Source organism: Pseudorhodobacter sp. (genome assembly GCF_030452865.1).
Lineage (GTDB): Bacteria > Pseudomonadota > Alphaproteobacteria > Rhodobacterales > Rhodobacteraceae > Pseudorhodobacter.
Genome location: NZ_JAKDLJ010000059.1, coordinates 1 through 13,063 on the forward strand (window position 1 = coordinate 1; position 13,063 = coordinate 13,063).

General features: G+C 59.4%; 24 protein-coding genes. 3 read left to right on the top strand and 21 right to left on the bottom strand.

The features are described 5' to 3' along the window. Positions 1-333 precede the first annotated feature (333 nt). The 3 genes from zwf to pgi are packed head-to-tail and all read left to right on the top strand — an operon-like array spanning position 334 to position 4,070. Positions 334-1,788, top strand: coding sequence for a glucose-6-phosphate dehydrogenase (gene zwf, locus L0H65_RS05590; protein WP_301457850.1), 1,455 nt, complete (start codon positions 334-336; stop codon positions 1,786-1,788). After that, entirely contained in the window at positions 1,785-2,456 is a 672-nt protein-coding gene (gene pgl / locus L0H65_RS05595; protein WP_301457851.1) for a 6-phosphogluconolactonase, read from the top strand. The genes zwf and pgl overlap by 4 nt, the downstream gene beginning before the upstream one ends. Before the next feature lie 3 nt (positions 2,457-2,459). After that, positions 2,460-4,070 carry a glucose-6-phosphate isomerase gene (gene pgi, locus L0H65_RS05600; RefSeq protein ID WP_301457852.1) on the top strand — a complete coding sequence of 537 codons (1,611 nt, stop codon included), beginning with the start codon at positions 2,460-2,462 and terminating at the stop codon, positions 4,068-4,070. Between the two features lie 40 nt (positions 4,071-4,110). Here the strand turns inward: pgi and L0H65_RS05605 are convergent, their stop codons facing one another. From L0H65_RS05605 to L0H65_RS05700, 21 genes are all read right to left on the bottom strand, one after another. Next, positions 4,111-4,461, bottom strand: coding sequence for a RidA family protein (locus L0H65_RS05605; RefSeq protein WP_301457853.1), 351 nt, complete (start codon positions 4,459-4,461; stop codon positions 4,111-4,113). A 156-nt stretch (positions 4,462-4,617) separates the two neighbouring features. Beyond that, entirely contained in the window at positions 4,618-5,676 is a 1,059-nt protein-coding gene (locus L0H65_RS05610; protein ID WP_301457854.1) for a site-specific integrase, read from the bottom strand. Next, positions 5,565-5,861, bottom strand: coding sequence for a helix-turn-helix domain-containing protein (locus L0H65_RS19785; RefSeq protein WP_367651976.1), 297 nt, complete (start codon positions 5,859-5,861; stop codon positions 5,565-5,567). The genes L0H65_RS05610 and L0H65_RS19785 overlap by 112 nt, the downstream gene beginning before the upstream one ends. After that, positions 5,858-6,358 carry a class I SAM-dependent methyltransferase gene (locus L0H65_RS05615; RefSeq protein ID WP_301457855.1) on the bottom strand — a complete coding sequence of 167 codons (501 nt, stop codon included), beginning with the start codon at positions 6,356-6,358 and terminating at the stop codon, positions 5,858-5,860. Before L0H65_RS05615 ends, L0H65_RS19785 begins: the two co-directional genes overlap by 4 nt. Next, positions 6,358-7,443, bottom strand: a complete 1,086-nt coding sequence (locus L0H65_RS05620) for a phage Gp37/Gp68 family protein (RefSeq protein ID WP_301457856.1) — start codon at positions 7,441-7,443, stop codon at positions 6,358-6,360. The genes L0H65_RS05615 and L0H65_RS05620 overlap by 1 nt, the downstream gene beginning before the upstream one ends. Next, on the bottom strand, positions 7,436-7,756 hold the full coding sequence (locus tag L0H65_RS05625; protein WP_301457857.1) for a hypothetical protein: 321 nt from the start codon (positions 7,754-7,756) through the stop codon (positions 7,436-7,438). The genes L0H65_RS05620 and L0H65_RS05625 overlap by 8 nt, the downstream gene beginning before the upstream one ends. Then, positions 7,756-7,965 (bottom strand): hypothetical protein, encoded by a 210-nt coding sequence (locus L0H65_RS05630; protein WP_301457858.1) that lies wholly within the window; start codon positions 7,963-7,965, stop codon positions 7,756-7,758. The genes L0H65_RS05625 and L0H65_RS05630 overlap by 1 nt, the downstream gene beginning before the upstream one ends. After that, a complete protein-coding gene (locus tag L0H65_RS05635) occupies positions 7,958-8,248 on the bottom strand; it encodes a hypothetical protein (RefSeq protein ID WP_301457859.1) in 291 nt (96 codons plus the stop codon). Before L0H65_RS05635 ends, L0H65_RS05630 begins: the two co-directional genes overlap by 8 nt. Beyond that, positions 8,245-8,457: a hypothetical protein gene (locus L0H65_RS05640; RefSeq protein WP_301457860.1), complete on the bottom strand. Its 213-nt coding sequence runs from the start codon at positions 8,455-8,457 to the stop codon at positions 8,245-8,247. Before L0H65_RS05640 ends, L0H65_RS05635 begins: the two co-directional genes overlap by 4 nt. Further along, positions 8,454-8,642, bottom strand: a complete 189-nt coding sequence (locus L0H65_RS05645) for a hypothetical protein (protein WP_301457861.1) — start codon at positions 8,640-8,642, stop codon at positions 8,454-8,456. Before L0H65_RS05645 ends, L0H65_RS05640 begins: the two co-directional genes overlap by 4 nt. Positions 8,643-8,684: 42 nt before the next feature. Further along, positions 8,685-9,026: a DUF4326 domain-containing protein gene (locus tag L0H65_RS05650; RefSeq protein WP_301457862.1), complete on the bottom strand. Its 342-nt coding sequence runs from the start codon at positions 9,024-9,026 to the stop codon at positions 8,685-8,687. Positions 9,027-9,030: 4 nt separating this feature from the next. After that, positions 9,031-9,306 carry a hypothetical protein gene (locus tag L0H65_RS05655; RefSeq protein WP_301457863.1) on the bottom strand — a complete coding sequence of 92 codons (276 nt, stop codon included), beginning with the start codon at positions 9,304-9,306 and terminating at the stop codon, positions 9,031-9,033. After that, positions 9,303-9,869, bottom strand: a complete 567-nt coding sequence (locus L0H65_RS05660) for an HNH endonuclease signature motif containing protein (RefSeq protein ID WP_301457864.1) — start codon at positions 9,867-9,869, stop codon at positions 9,303-9,305. Before L0H65_RS05660 ends, L0H65_RS05655 begins: the two co-directional genes overlap by 4 nt. A gap of 74 nt (positions 9,870-9,943) precedes the next feature. Further along, positions 9,944-10,213: a hypothetical protein gene (locus L0H65_RS05665; RefSeq protein ID WP_301457865.1), complete on the bottom strand. Its 270-nt coding sequence runs from the start codon at positions 10,211-10,213 to the stop codon at positions 9,944-9,946. 67 nt (positions 10,214-10,280) lie between these two features. Beyond that, positions 10,281-10,517, bottom strand: a complete 237-nt coding sequence (locus L0H65_RS05670) for a hypothetical protein (RefSeq protein ID WP_301457866.1) — start codon at positions 10,515-10,517, stop codon at positions 10,281-10,283. A gap of 91 nt (positions 10,518-10,608) precedes the next feature. After that, positions 10,609-11,595, bottom strand: a complete 987-nt coding sequence (locus L0H65_RS05675) for a DUF2303 family protein (RefSeq protein ID WP_301457867.1) — start codon at positions 11,593-11,595, stop codon at positions 10,609-10,611. A gap of 29 nt (positions 11,596-11,624) precedes the next feature. Continuing rightward, entirely contained in the window at positions 11,625-12,044 is a 420-nt protein-coding gene (locus tag L0H65_RS05680) for a hypothetical protein (protein WP_301457868.1), read from the bottom strand. A 14-nt stretch (positions 12,045-12,058) separates the two neighbouring features. Further along, positions 12,059-12,322: a hypothetical protein gene (locus L0H65_RS05685; protein ID WP_301457869.1), complete on the bottom strand. Its 264-nt coding sequence runs from the start codon at positions 12,320-12,322 to the stop codon at positions 12,059-12,061. Beyond that, positions 12,319-12,516: a hypothetical protein gene (locus L0H65_RS05690; RefSeq protein ID WP_301457870.1), complete on the bottom strand. Its 198-nt coding sequence runs from the start codon at positions 12,514-12,516 to the stop codon at positions 12,319-12,321. The genes L0H65_RS05685 and L0H65_RS05690 overlap by 4 nt, the downstream gene beginning before the upstream one ends. After that, positions 12,513-12,794: a hypothetical protein gene (locus L0H65_RS05695; protein WP_301457871.1), complete on the bottom strand. Its 282-nt coding sequence runs from the start codon at positions 12,792-12,794 to the stop codon at positions 12,513-12,515. Before L0H65_RS05695 ends, L0H65_RS05690 begins: the two co-directional genes overlap by 4 nt. Then, on the bottom strand, positions 12,794-13,063 hold a 270-nt coding region (locus tag L0H65_RS05700; RefSeq protein WP_301457872.1), incomplete at its 5' end, for a hypothetical protein. The genes L0H65_RS05695 and L0H65_RS05700, both read right to left, overlap by 1 nt.

The window sequence follows — 13,063 nt, forward strand, 5'->3', positions numbered from 1 at the left end:
GAAGACCAGCCAGTTCCTGGTCTTGTCGGCGGGGGCGGGTCTGCTCATGTCCTCCAGCTATCACCCTGGATTCACAAGATGAATCCCTCACATGATTTGTGCAACAGGGTCGCCCGGATGACTCCGCTCCTGCATCTTGCGACGTAACGCGGTGTGGAGGCTCTCAGGAAGCGCGAAATCAACAGTTTATGATTCCGGTTGTGAAATTCTGCTTCCCGTTTGCACCCGGTCTTGAAATTTGGTTCAATCCTTACAACCTCGGTGCTATACAGCGACAACTGCGCGGGTTAGAAGCCTCTCGTTAGCGCTAACAAGCATCGAAAGAGGTATGCCATGGTTTCTCGCGTCATTCCGGTTGATCCGTTTGATCTGGTGGTGTTCGGCGGCACCGGTGATCTGGCGCAGCGCAAGATCATACCTGGGCTGTACCGTCGCTTTCTCGCCGGACAAATTCCGCCGGAAAGCACGATCATCGGCGCAGCGCGGTCAGAAATGGATGATGCAGGCTTTCAGCAGCTTTCGCGTGAAGCGATTGCCGAATTTGTCGCAAAGGACAAGCAGGAGCCGGAGGCGATTGACGCTTTCGTCGCGCGCCTTGGCTATGTCGCGATTGACGCCAAAGGTGAAGGCGGCTGGGATGCGCTGAAAAAGCGGATGCGCGAGGGCGTCGTGCGGGCGTTCTATCTTTCGGTCGCACCCTCGCTGTTTGGCGATATTGCCGAGCGGTTGCATCAATACAAAATCACTGACCCCGACAGTCGCATCGTGGTTGAAAAACCCTTCGGTCGCGATCTGGAATCGGCCCGCGCGCTGAACAAGGTTCTGGCGCAGCACTTCGACGAGGCTCAGATTTACCGGATCGACCATTATCTGGGCAAGGAAACCGTGCAGAACCTGATGGCTGTACGCTTTGCGAATATCCTGTTCGAGCCGCTGTGGAAATCCGAATACGTCGATCATGTGCAAATCACGGTGGCCGAGACGGTTTCGGTGGAAGGGCGGGGTGCCTATTACGACCGTGCGGGCGCGATGCGGGACATGGTGCAAAACCACATGATGCAGCTTTTGTGCCTGATCGCGATGGAACCGCCCTATCACTTTGACCCGGATGCGGTGCGCGATGAAAAGCTGAAGGTCATCCGCGCACTTGACCCGGTGGAACCGGACGACATCGTGCGCGGACAATATCTGGCCGGAAACGGGCAAAACAGCTATTTGCAGGATGCCGAGAACCCCGCCAGCAAGACCGAAAGCTATATCGCGATGAAGGTCAATATTTCCAACTGGCGCTGGAAAGGCACACCGTTCTATTTGCGCACCGGCAAACGGTTGCGCGCGCGGGAATCCGAGATCGCGATCACTTTCCGCGAGCCGCCACACTCGATCTTTGACGATGCCGAAGGTTGGCGCGAAAACGTGTTGGTGATACGCTTGCAGCCGAATGAGGGCATGGACCTGATGGTGATGATCAAGGAACCGGGTCCGGGCGGCATGCGTTTGGCCCAAGTGCCGCTGGATATGTCCTTTGCCGAAGCCTTGGGGGAGGAGGGGGCCGATATTCCCGACGCCTATGAGCGGTTGATCATGGATGTGATCCGGGGCAACCAGACCCTGTTCATGCGCGGAGATGAGGTGGAGGCGGCCTGGGCCTGGACCGACCCGATCATCCACGGCTGGGAACAACGCGGCGAGAAGCCGAAATCCTATGACGCAGGCTCCTCCGGGCCGGAAGATGCACTGATGCTGATGCACCGCGACGGGCGGCGCTGGCGGGAGATACGCGAATGAATCTGATCGAATACGCCGACCGTGAATTGATTATGATGGCGCTGGCGAACAAGATCGCCAGCGAATTGGGCCAAACCCTGCGCCAACATGGCCGCGCCACGCTTTCGGTGCCGGGGGGAACCACGCCGGGACCGGTGTTCGACATGCTGGCGGGGGTTGACCTCGACTGGGCCAATGTCGCCGTGGTCCTGAACGACGAGCGCTGGGTGCCGGAGGATGATCCCCGTTCAAACACCCGCCTTTTGCGACAGCGCCTGTTGCAGGACAAGGCCGCGAAAGCGCATCTTCTGCCACTTCATGCCGATGCGCCACGGCCGGAGGATGTTCTGGATCAATTGTCCGAAGGCATCACGCCCTATCTGCCGATTTCCGTCCTGCTGGTCGGGATGGGCACGGATATGCACACCGCCTCGCTGTTTCCCGGCGCGGATCGGCTGGAGGAGGCGATGTCGGATGCCGCCCCCATCCTGTTGCCGATGCGGGCCGAGGCTGCGGGGGAGCCTCGCATCACGCTGACAGCGCCGGTTTTGAAAGGCGCTTTTCACAGCCATGTCCTGATCACCGGTGACGACAAACGCGCAGCGATTGAACGCGCCGAAGGGTTGCGCGATCTTGAAGCCCCGATCCGGATCATTTTGGGCGAAGCAACAGTTCATTGGGCGGAGTAAGCCATGCAAAAAGCCTGGGCGGCGCTGCGCGCGCATCACGAAACCATCGCGGACACGCATATCGCTGACCGGCTGGAAAACCCCGCGCGCGCGGCGGAGTTTTCGGCCCGTCATGGCGATATGCTTTTTGATTTTTCCAAGACAACGCTCGATGCCAACGCTCTGTCTTTGTTACTGGACTTGACCCGAAAGGCGGGGCTGGAGGCCAAGACCGAAGCGATGTTCACCGGGGCGAAGATCAACGAAACCGAAGACCGCGCCGTGCTGCACACCGCGTTGCGCAACCTGTCGGCGGATGTGATGGTTGACGGTGAGAATGTCATGCCGGAGGTGCGCGCCACCCATGCGGCAATGGGCGAATTTGCCCGCCATATCCGCGAAGGCGCAATCAAGGGGCAGGGCGGCGCATATACCGATGTTGTCAATATCGGCATTGGCGGCTCGGACTTGGGACCGGCGATGGCCTATACCGCCCTTGCACCCTATGCGGACGGGCCACGCTGTCATTTCGTCAGCAATGTCGATGGCGCGCATATCCATGATGTATTGCGCGGGTTGAACCCCGGCACGACGCTTGTGATCGTCGCCTCCAAGACCTTCACCACGATTGAAACCATGACCAATGCCGAAACCGCGCGGGCGTGGATGGCGCAAACGGTGACGAACCCTGCCAACCAATTCGCGGCGGTGTCGACGGCGGCGGAGAAAACCGCAGCCTTCGGCATTGACCCGGCCCGCGTCTTTGGTTTTGCCGATTGGGTTGGTGGGCGCTATTCGGTCTGGGGGCCGATCGGGTTGTCGCTGATGCTGGCGATAGGACCGACGGAGTTCAACCGCTTCCTGCGTGGTGGTGCCGATATGGATGCGCATTTCCGCTATTCTGCTCCGTCGCAAAACCTGCCGGTTCTGCTGGCGCTGGTCGGTATCTGGCACAACCAGATCTGCGGCTACGCCACCCGCGCGGTGCTGCCATACGAGCAACGCCTGTTACGGCTGCCCGCCTATCTGCAACAGTTGGAGATGGAGAGCAACGGCAAGCGCGTGTCGATGGACGGGGTCGATTTGGCGGAAAACTCCGGCCCGGTGGTCTGGGGCGAACCCGGCACCAACGGTCAGCATGCGTTTTACCAGTTGATCCACCAAGGAACGCGGGTGATCCCGTGCGAATTCATTGTGACCCGTGAAGGGCATGAGCCGGAACTGTCGAATCAGCATTTGCTGCTGGTCGCCAATTGCCTTGCGCAGTCTGAGGCGTTGATGCGGGGGCGTTCCCTCGCCGAAGCGACCGCCATCATGGCCAAAAAGGGTCTGACGGGCGCTGAGTTGGAGCGTCAGGCCCGCCATCGGGTGTTCCCCGGCAACCGCCCCTCCACAACGCTGGCATTGCCAAAACTGACGCCGTTCACCCTGGGGCAGATCGTGGCGCTTTATGAACATCGGGTATTTGTCGAAGGGGTTATCCTGGGGATCAACTCCTTCGATCAGTGGGGGGTGGAATTGGGTAAGGAGCTGGCGGTGGCGCTTCAACCGATCCTTGAAGGCAAAGCCTCGGCGGAGGGGAAGGATGCCTCAACCCGGATACTGGTTGATTATCTGATGTCAGGCCCGGCCTGAAAAGGGGCCACCGGCGCGCGATGCGCCGGTGGCTGCAAAATTACGGCAGCGCCGCGATTGCAATCACTTCAACCTTATAGGCCGGGGTGGCGAGTTTCGATTCGCCGGTGGCGCGACCCGGCGCATGACCGGGGGCAACCCAGGCGTCCCAAACCGCGTTCATCTCGTCAAAATCCTTCATGTCGGCAAGCCAGATCTGTACCGACAGCAACCGGGTCTTGTCAGTGCCTGCGGCTTTCAGGATACGGTCAACCTCCGCCAGACAATCCTGCGTTTGCTGCGTGACCGAAGCATCGGCGGTGCCGACCTGACCAGCCAGATAAACCGTGCCATTGTGAACGACCGCCTTGCTCATACGCGTGCCGGGCTCGATACGGGTGATGTCTGCCATGAGATGTTCCTTTTCCAATTGGGATGGCCCTGCCTAGCGCGCTGCGCCGGGCTTGAAAAGGGCGAAATCCTTAGGGAAGGGGGTGGAGCGGGTGAAGGGAATCGAACCCTCGTATTCAGCTTGGGAACCGTAGGGCGGGTTTTGCAGATCAATGCGTTATGCGCGGCTTCGGGATTTTCTTCGGGACTCAGGTTTTCCAAGCGGCGAAAATGCGGCCATCGCATCGTGCAGATCCTCATCGAGGACGTGGGCGTAGCGGGTTGTTGTCTCAACGGTCGTGTGACCCAACAGCCGCGACACCAGCTTGAGGTTGCCGGTTTTGCGAAGCAAGCGGGTTGCGAAGGTGTGGCGCAGGTCGTGAAAGCGGAAATCGGGGATTGCGGCCTCGGTCAGCGCCGCGCGCCATGCCTCGTCCAGCCCGCCGCCGCCGGTCACGATGCGCTTGCGACGCTTGGTCTGTTGGTCGATGTAGGTCAGCACATAGCGGCGGTGGGCCGGATCATCTGCGCGGGGCAGGGACGACAGAAACGCCCGCATTTCGGCGTTGATGGGGAAGAACATCGTCAACCCGCCTTTGAGCCGGAAGCGGATTCGGCTGGTCGCAAAATCCACATCAGACCATAGCAGGCCGCAGATTGTGGCTTTGCGCGCGCCGGTCATCAGGGCGAATTTGACCAGCGGGTGCAGATCAGTGCGCAGGGTTTTGAACAGTTCGGACTGTTCGCCTTCTGTCAATTCGCGGATGCGTTCGTGGGCTTCGCGCGTCTCGGCGGCTTTGAGGTCGATGTCAGGGATTGCTGCGCCATAGGTGCGCGCCATGTGGCGCAGCGCGCGGCCGAGATATTGCAGTTGCCTGTTGATCGTGCCGTTGGCCACGGTCGCGCGGCGGATGGAGACAAAACGCTGAATATTGGCCTGCGTCAGATCGGCCAGCAGGGTTTGCGGCGGGATGATTTCGAGGATGGATTTGCCCTGGCTAAAGCTGGTGCGCGCACTTGGTTGGTGCTGTGATTGATCGGCGTAATAGGTGCCGATGGTTTGCGACAGCGTGTAAACCCCGCTCTGATCGGGGGTGGATTTGGCAGCAACGCGGGCCTCTGCCTCTATGGCTTTGGCGGTCTCGAAGTCCTCCGTCCCGCAAGAGCCATGAAATCGACGACCTGCGATCTGGAAGTCGAAGTGCCAGAAGCGCGAATTTTTGGGGCGATACGGCATGTGATCGTGGCCTTTGCGATGAAATCAGCGATGTCGTCAGCCCTGTAGCGGGTGGTGCCGGGGCTTGGCATCACGAAAGCTAAGCCCCGATCATGGTATCTGCGCAAGGTCTTTGTGCTGACTTGCAGCAGCGCCGCCGCCTCGACCGGCGTGAGCAGCTGGTGCATGGCGCTTTGCGCGGTCATGGCGTTGCCTCCGGTTTCATAAACACAATCCAGTGCGATTTTGCAGTTTTGCCGCAGCGATTGCCAAAAAGCGGCTTGTGGTCTGTCAGTGCTAAAATATCCCGAACCGGTATTTCGTGTTCGTTCCACTTAAAAATGAGGGTGCCGTGCGGTTGCAGCACGCGGAAGCATTCGGCAAACCCGCTGCGCAGGTCGTCGCGCCAATCCGCGCCCAGCTTGCCGTATTTCTTGGCCAGCCAGCCTGATCTGCCATTTCGGACCAAGTGCGGTGGATCAAAGACAACCAGATTGAAGCGGTCGGACGGGAACGGCAGTGCCCGAAAATCAAGCAACAAATCAGGGCTGATAGTCAGTTCGCGCGACCCGCCCTTGCTAGATTTATCGGTCAAGGTGTGGGTTTCGCGGCGGTGATCGCCAAACACTGCGCGATCATCCAGCCGGTCAAACCAGAACATGCGGCTGCCACAGCAGGCATCCAGTACGGGCTGATTTTCCATCACAACACCTCCGGCATTGCGTCATGGGTGCGACCGTCCAGCAGACGACCAGCGCGGGCTTTGCCGTATCGCCAAGAATGGCTTTCAACGGTCATACCGTCGGTTGCGAACCATTCGTGCATACCTCTGTCAGTGATCTTGTCTGGGAAGTGGGTGAAGTGATCATCAGGTGCCCACTCTCCCCACTGTTTGAAATGAAACGCCACACCTGCCTCTGCGCATTGGTCGCGGATAGACCTTGCCCAATCAGGGTGCATCGGGCGGGCGTTGGGGCCGCTTTCGCCGCCGGTTATGATCCAGTTGAGTGCTGGTCGCATAGGTCCGCTGGCGCGACCAGCCTTGATTGCGTCACACAACATTCCTGCCGCCATTGGATCGTCTGATAACCCTGCTGCGTGATGGTCAAGCATTGCGTAAAGCCATCGCCTCAAATCAATCGCCCCCAACAACGGCTCGGCACTCACAAACCGGATCGCGGCGGGGGTGTTCAGCAGGTCGGGGATGCGTTCGTCGGCGCGGGTTTGGTCCTCGGCGGATACGCCCAGCCAGACGTTGCGCAGCGGCCACCAATCATCGCGGGATGCGGGTTGCACCCAAGTCATGCCAAGCTGCTGCATCGTCTCTTTGACCGTTGGATAGCCGCGCGAGGTATGCTCCATCATCGCCAGAAAGACCCGGTCAAACGGGTCTTTCTGAAAATACGCGCGCATCCGCTTTGACCGCTTGGTCAGCACCTGAAACGTGTGCTGCGGGCACAGGGCCATCACGGCAAACACGCGGTCGATCCAATCATCCGGCACGTTTTCGTGAAACAGATCGCCCATGCTGTTGACGAAATACATGGTGGGTTTGCGGCGTCTGAGCGGGGCCAGCAGTGCCTTTTCGGCCAGCGCCACCTTGCCAGTCCAGACTGACCCGCCTTTGGTCGTCTGGGTCAGCCCGTGGTACTGTGGCAGCTTGGTGTTATGCCCAAACCGCCACGCCTCTTTCATCGCATAGCAGTTGGTGCAGCCGGGGGAGACGACCGAGCAGCCGACGATGGGATTCCACGTTTGCTCGGTCCATGAGATTGAGGTTTTAGACATCCATTACCCCTGTCTTTCCCGGTCCTAAGGGGTCATTTTCTGCTGTCCAATTGATATTCCAGCTTTCCATGATACGAGGATTTTGACCCTCCACAGTAAGCAGTTCGTGCATCAACTCCGCGCAGATGTAGGACATCGCCGCAGATTGTTCTTTGAAAGTTAGCATTGTCGAGTTTTGGCCTTTTCCAACGCGTTCGTCGATCACGTCCCATTGAGACGGACCACCGCGCAATCGAAAGAGTCGCCCGTGATCACGGGCCGTGATGTCCCAATGACCAAAGTTCCGTCGGTTTACTGAAAATGATAATGGCATCAACCACGCCCTCCCTCTGTCATACGCCGATCCCGCTCCGCCATCACAGCGGCGTCAATGTCGGCTTGGGTGAATGTCAGGTCGGCGCGGATGTATTTTCCGGCGTCCGGCTCCCCTGTCTTATCCTGCATCCACCCAACAATCTCGGACTGGTGCATCCGGTCCAGCGTTAATGTTTCGGGCCAATAGTGGAATTCTGCGTCAGTCATTGTCGACACCTACTGGTTTAAGGCCATGGACCTGATCGCCTTCGACCCAAAGCCGGTAGAGCATGGCAATGGCTTGCGTCATTTCGGCGCGTAGTTTTCCGGGGGTCTCGCGGCCCTCTGCGCAATGGATGGCGTCTTTGATCACTTCGCCGGATTCCTCGGCAAATTTGCGGATGACATAGTTGGGTTGCGGAAAGCGCCGCATCGCCCGGTGCGCCTCGATCTTGGCTTCGTAAATGAGACGATCAAACGCCTGGTCGATGGCGATGGTTACGGTTGTCATCGACCACACCCTCCTTCGGCCAAGCGCCGATCCCGCAGCGCCTCGGCCACGTCTTCCAGATGAACGGCCAGCCGGTGCGCGACGATTTGGCGCAAGCCGCGCAGGTCGGATTCGTGGGGTATGCCACCGATCCAGTGAAGTTTGCGGGCGGCATACTCGGCATCGTATTCGGCAAGGATCTGCGATTGAGTGGTTTGGGTGGTGGTCATTCCAAAACCTCCCGAACTTGGATCAATCCATCGTCTTCGCGACCGTGAATGGTCCAGTCTTTGAGGTCCAACCAGTATTCGCGCGGCTTTTGTGGCGTGGGTTCCGCGCGGTTGATGCGAAACGGGTCCATTTCGATAAACGGGTCGAGGTTTACCGGGCGGGGGTTTTGGGTGTTGATGGTCATCGGGTGTCTCCTGTCTGGCTGTGGCTGAATTGGGTGGGGTGATCAGGCATTGGCGAGTTCCAACAACACATCGGCGTGGCAGGGCTGATCGAGTGCGCACCAGCAGCACAGATCTTTGCCGCGCAGTTCCGGCAGGGCTTGCAGGATCGTTTGGCGCTTGACCTCCCAAGTGTCACCAGATGGGCATGCCCATGGATCGCCGTTCAGCCAGTCACGAAAAGCGGTAACTGCTGCGCGCGCGGGGTCGGGAAAGCTGGCCTCGGCGGCTGCCGCTATTGTGAAAGGGTTGCCGAATTTTCCGGGCCCGCGTGACACGACCACAGCGCCTTCGGGCTTGCGCCAGCCTTTGCCGCGGCGGAGTTGGATGCGTTTGGGTTGGGTCATTGCACTATTCTTTCGGGGTTTTGATTGGCATCAGACCAGCTTCGGCAAGGGTTATGGCAAAGGCGGCGGTCAGGTGACCCTTGGCTGTCGCCTCGTCTTTTGCGCGGCCTTCTCGCGCGGGATTCGCGCCGAACGGAAATAATCTCCAAACCCAATCACTGTTCTTTTTGGCGCTGCGTGGATCTTCCAATGGCGGGAAAACCGCCCCGGCTGTCATTGCTCCGCAGAGCAGGCAATGCCTCCCGCCGGGATAGATTGGTGCTGCAAAGCGCAGGGTCATTCAGTGCCTTCTTTCGCTTTCATCGCTTCACGCGCGGCGTGTTCCAGCTTGGTCACGGCCATGATTGCCGGTTTGAGTTCGGCGGGCGCTTTGTCGTATCCGCGCGACCAGCGGCGACCATTCAAGCGGGGCAGGATGGCGCGGGGGACTGCCGTCCAGTTTTCCGGCGCCGCGTTTGTGCGGTCGCCGTCGCGGGATTTCAGTGCCATGCCTTCGGGGATCGGGCCGTTTGCCTTTTCCCAAAGCCAGATATGTTTGAGGCGATAGCGGGTGGAGTGGCCAGTGTAGGGGTTGACCTCTGGCACCTTCATTTCGATGTATCCGCTTTTGCCGATCCGTTCGGACCAGAGCGGCTTGATGTTTTGCGGCACAATGCCGGTTTTGAACCTGGTGGCCGCGCTGTTGGCGTTGAACGCCATTTTCTGACCTTTGTTGTGCGGCATCTGACCTTTTGGAAAGCAGCCATTGCGGCCGGTCATCCATCCCATGCGCTTGCACAGACTGTTGATGTTGGTCGGCGCCACATCTGGTCGGCTGAACACCGCGACAAAATTCTGGTGCATCTTACGGCGCGGATCGCGGCTGTGAGCTTTAACCCACGCCAGTTCCTTTGCGCTATAAATGATCGCGCGGCCCTTCATGGCTTGGTCTTTTCGATTTGCAGATCAGTGCGGGCCTGTCTGCCGATCTGGGGCAGATGCGGCAGGACGGCAGCGCCGTGGGTCGCGAACAGCTTCGCCGCATCAATCTGCATTTTTGCGCCACCGATGATCTGATCGGAGACGGAAACCATCACCGCTGCGCGCTTTGCCTCTGTTTCAATCTCTTCGGGTTTCAAGTTCGGATCATCCAGCCGCGCCATTTGGGCGAAAAGATGATCGGACAGGTCTGCAAGGCCTTTTGACATTGGTGTTGGCTCCTTTTCATCGCTTGTGCTGCCTGCCCGAGCGGGGCAGGTCACCGAAGGGATGGGGTTAGGCGGTGACGTGCTTCACGGCCCACATGACGGCCTGTTCGGCATTGTTGATGGCAAGTGCCAGTTCGCGGCTTTTTCCGACGTCATTGCATTTGGCGATGAACGCCGCGCCAATGTCTTTGAGATCAACCATTTGTTGCTTTTCGCCGTCGGTAAGGACGCGATAGGTGTGCCGCACCGCATTGTTCGCGGTGCGGTCATCGCTGTCGCTGTCGACGTGTTTTGGATCTGTCATGGGATGTCCTTTGTCTGGGTAAAATTCCCCGACCCGAAGGCCGGGGGAAGGTGGACGTGAAGCGCGCATTGACCCAAGCGCGGGGGTGGGGTCATGCCTCCGGGGTGCCTTCAAAAAGTGGCAGGGCGGTTTGTTCGGTGGCCATGGTGACTGCGCCCGTAAAAGCATCATCGAAGGCGCGGTCGGGGTCGTAGATCGTGAGGGTGAACTTGATGGTTTGGCCGTTCTTGCGGTACTGAAAACGGATCGGCAGCGGGTAAAGATCACCCGACAGAAACACCGGGATTGCGATGATGAACAGATCCGGGATGCTGATCGGTTTACCTTCGGCGTCTTGGTGTTCGTTCACGAAGCCAATGGATTGTTCGCCGGTGACCGGGTTGCGTGTCACTTTCAGGTTGCTGGATTCATTCACCTCGAAGGCGCGGGACATTTCCAGCAGTTTGACATATTGACCAAAGCGGCCTTTGATCTTTTGCGCGATTTCGTTGAACGCCACTTCCCAATTCGCGGTCTCCGATTTTATCGACGGGTTCATCAGAAAAGGTGACGGGTCGATGAAATCCTTGGCGTTGTCTTCAATGAATTGACCTATTTCGGCCTTGTCCATCGCCACGCCAGAAACCTTTTTCCATCGCTGCCATTCCTTGGACAGCGGAAAATTGTAAACCGCGCGGTGATGACAATGGCGGGCAGAGGAGTCGCCGTAATCCGCATCATATTCCGCCGCACCCGCCGCGTGATAATCGGCGATACAGGTCAGGCTTGGGGTGGATTGGTCGGGGTTGGCAAACAACGCAGAAGTGTCGCCTTTGAAGCGGTTGGCCCAATCAATCACGCTTTGCAATGTGGACAGCCTGGCCGTGCCCTTGCGGCGGCTGGGTTTGAGATATTCAAACGCGCTGCGATATTCTTCGGTCAGGCTTTTGACGCTGCGACCAGTCGGCAGCGTGATCAACTGCGGTGATGTCAGGTCAAAATCGACCGGGGGGAGGATCACTTCCATCCTGCCAAGGTTATGCATCACATCGCGCATGGTCTGGGCGGGGTTTTCGGGCGTGTTCACGGTATCGGCCATTGCTGGTTTTCCTTTCGGATGGATTTCGGTTAGCGGATTTCGCCGGTTTCAGGGTCGTAGGTGTCGCGCAAACCGCCGTGCATCTGGGTCAGCATCGGGCTGTGCAGGGTGAATTCGCCTTGATCGGTGATGAAGGCCACGGCGCTGGACGGCGGCGATTTGGGCGGCTTGATGGTGCAGGTGCCTTGCATCGTCACATCGCGGTTCTTGTTCAGCTTCATGTCGACCGAAAGCGTGAACGCGCCGGTGACCTTGCCGCCCGGAAAACGGTCCCGCATCTCCGACATCTTGGCGTTGAGCTCTTGCAGCTTGTCGATGATTTCCGGCAGAAATTCGCCATTCTCGAAGATGCCGAAAAACTGATCAAGCCCGCGCAGAACCGGCGGCGCAGCCCGCCGTCTGGCGGGTGGCGCGGCGGGTGTGGTGTCGTCTGATTTTGCCAATTTCATGGTTTCCCTCTGTTTCAGCGTTGGGTTGGGATTTTGCCGCGCCATGCGTCAAATTCGGTGCGCAGGTGATCGAACTTCACGCGGGCGGCGCGGATGGTGTTGAGGTCGCGGCGGCTGTCGATCTGGCAATATTTGCGCAGGTATTCGGCGGCGGCGCTGACGGCGAAGGCTTGGCCCGGCAGGCCCGCGCGTTCGGCGGCAAACCGGCGAAACATCTGATCGGCGCAAAGGATGCCTGCCTGCTGTGCGGGCAGCAGCTGGTCGAACGCTGATGTCATTGCGCCACCCCGAGCCAATAGGCGATGAACAGCAGGCACAGGGCCACCACCTGAAACCCGGCGCTGATGGCTGCCCATTCGCGGGCGGCGCTGTGGCCGCGGACAGCTTTGGCAAAGCCTGCATTCGAGGCAAAGCGCAGCGCGAAGAATTGCGCGGTGGCGGCGAAGGTGCAGAGGATCAGGGTGCCGGTCATGATGCCCGCGCCCCGGCCAGATTGCTGCACGGCTCCGGGCGGTCAAGATCGTGGCGGGCCACGCGCTGCCAGTTCCGGAACAGTTCGGCCTCGCTTTCGCCAAAGGCAAAACTACCGTACAGGGTGATCTCGAAAAACATCACCTCGTCGAAATCCGGCGCCAGCATGGTGCCGCCGGTCTCGATCACCTCCGCGTAGAACGCATCATGCAACTCGGTTGGTGATTTGCCGGGCAGACCGTGCAAAAAGCGGCGGGCGCGGCAGTGCAGGGCATCCATCACGCCGCCCCGTGCGGGTTCAGCAGATGCGCCGCCAAGCCGCGCGCATGGGCAAGGTGGTGCTGCATCGCATCCAGCCGCGCGGTGGCAACGGTCTGGCCGCGCGCGGCTTTCAGGATTTCCCAGGCATTGGCGCGCAGCGCCGGTTGGTCGGCAACGAGGGCAGGCGAATGAACGACCGCCAAGGCGTCGTCAATCTGCCGGGGCGTGGGCTGCGGGCGCGGGAAATGTAGGATGTGCATCAAAGCCTCCATCGGGTTGCGATGGGG

Coding starts and splice junctions, on each gene's coding strand:
- L0H65_RS05640 (WP_301457860.1), bottom strand. CDS start 8,457: ATGACCACCACCCAAACCACTCAATCGCAGATCCTTGCCGAATACGAT.
- L0H65_RS05660 (WP_301457864.1), bottom strand. CDS start 9,869: ATGCACCAGAATTTTGTCGCGGTGTTCAGCCGACCAGATGTGGCGCCG.
- pgl (WP_301457851.1), top strand. CDS start 1,785: ATGAATCTGATCGAATACGCCGACCGTGAATTGATTATGATGGCGCTG.
- L0H65_RS05690 (WP_301457870.1), bottom strand. CDS start 12,516: ATGACCGGCACCCTGATCCTCTGCACCTTCGCCGCCACCGCGCAATTC.
- L0H65_RS19785 (WP_367651976.1), bottom strand. CDS start 5,861: ATGACCGCGCAAAGCGCCATGCACCAGCTGCTCACGCCGGTCGAGGCG.
- L0H65_RS05655 (WP_301457863.1), bottom strand. CDS start 9,306: ATGACCCTGCGCTTTGCAGCACCAATCTATCCCGGCGGGAGGCATTGC.
- L0H65_RS05675 (WP_301457867.1), bottom strand. CDS start 11,595: ATGGCCGATACCGTGAACACGCCCGAAAACCCCGCCCAGACCATGCGC.
- L0H65_RS05650 (WP_301457862.1), bottom strand. CDS start 9,026: ATGACCCAACCCAAACGCATCCAACTCCGCCGCGGCAAAGGCTGGCGC.
- L0H65_RS05625 (WP_301457857.1), bottom strand. CDS start 7,756: ATGCCATTATCATTTTCAGTAAACCGACGGAACTTTGGTCATTGGGAC.
- L0H65_RS05620 (WP_301457856.1), bottom strand. CDS start 7,443: ATGTCTAAAACCTCAATCTCATGGACCGAGCAAACGTGGAATCCCATC.
- L0H65_RS05615 (WP_301457855.1), bottom strand. CDS start 6,358: ATGGAAAATCAGCCCGTACTGGATGCCTGCTGTGGCAGCCGCATGTTC.
- L0H65_RS05630 (WP_301457858.1), bottom strand. CDS start 7,965: ATGACTGACGCAGAATTCCACTATTGGCCCGAAACATTAACGCTGGAC.
- L0H65_RS05665 (WP_301457865.1), bottom strand. CDS start 10,213: ATGTCAAAAGGCCTTGCAGACCTGTCCGATCATCTTTTCGCCCAAATG.
- zwf (WP_301457850.1), top strand. CDS start 334: ATGGTTTCTCGCGTCATTCCGGTTGATCCGTTTGATCTGGTGGTGTTC.
- L0H65_RS05605 (WP_301457853.1), bottom strand. CDS start 4,461: ATGGCAGACATCACCCGTATCGAGCCCGGCACGCGTATGAGCAAGGCG.
- L0H65_RS05670 (WP_301457866.1), bottom strand. CDS start 10,517: ATGACAGATCCAAAACACGTCGACAGCGACAGCGATGACCGCACCGCG.
- L0H65_RS05685 (WP_301457869.1), bottom strand. CDS start 12,322: ATGACATCAGCGTTCGACCAGCTGCTGCCCGCACAGCAGGCAGGCATC.
- L0H65_RS05680 (WP_301457868.1), bottom strand. CDS start 12,044: ATGAAATTGGCAAAATCAGACGACACCACACCCGCCGCGCCACCCGCC.
- L0H65_RS05645 (WP_301457861.1), bottom strand. CDS start 8,642: ATGACCATCAACACCCAAAACCCCCGCCCGGTAAACCTCGACCCGTTT.
- L0H65_RS05695 (WP_301457871.1), bottom strand. CDS start 12,794: ATGGATGCCCTGCACTGCCGCGCCCGCCGCTTTTTGCACGGTCTGCCC.
- pgi (WP_301457852.1), top strand. CDS start 2,460: ATGCAAAAAGCCTGGGCGGCGCTGCGCGCGCATCACGAAACCATCGCG.
- L0H65_RS05610 (WP_301457854.1), bottom strand. CDS start 5,676: ATGCCGTATCGCCCCAAAAATTCGCGCTTCTGGCACTTCGACTTCCAG.
- L0H65_RS05635 (WP_301457859.1), bottom strand. CDS start 8,248: ATGACAACCGTAACCATCGCCATCGACCAGGCGTTTGATCGTCTCATT.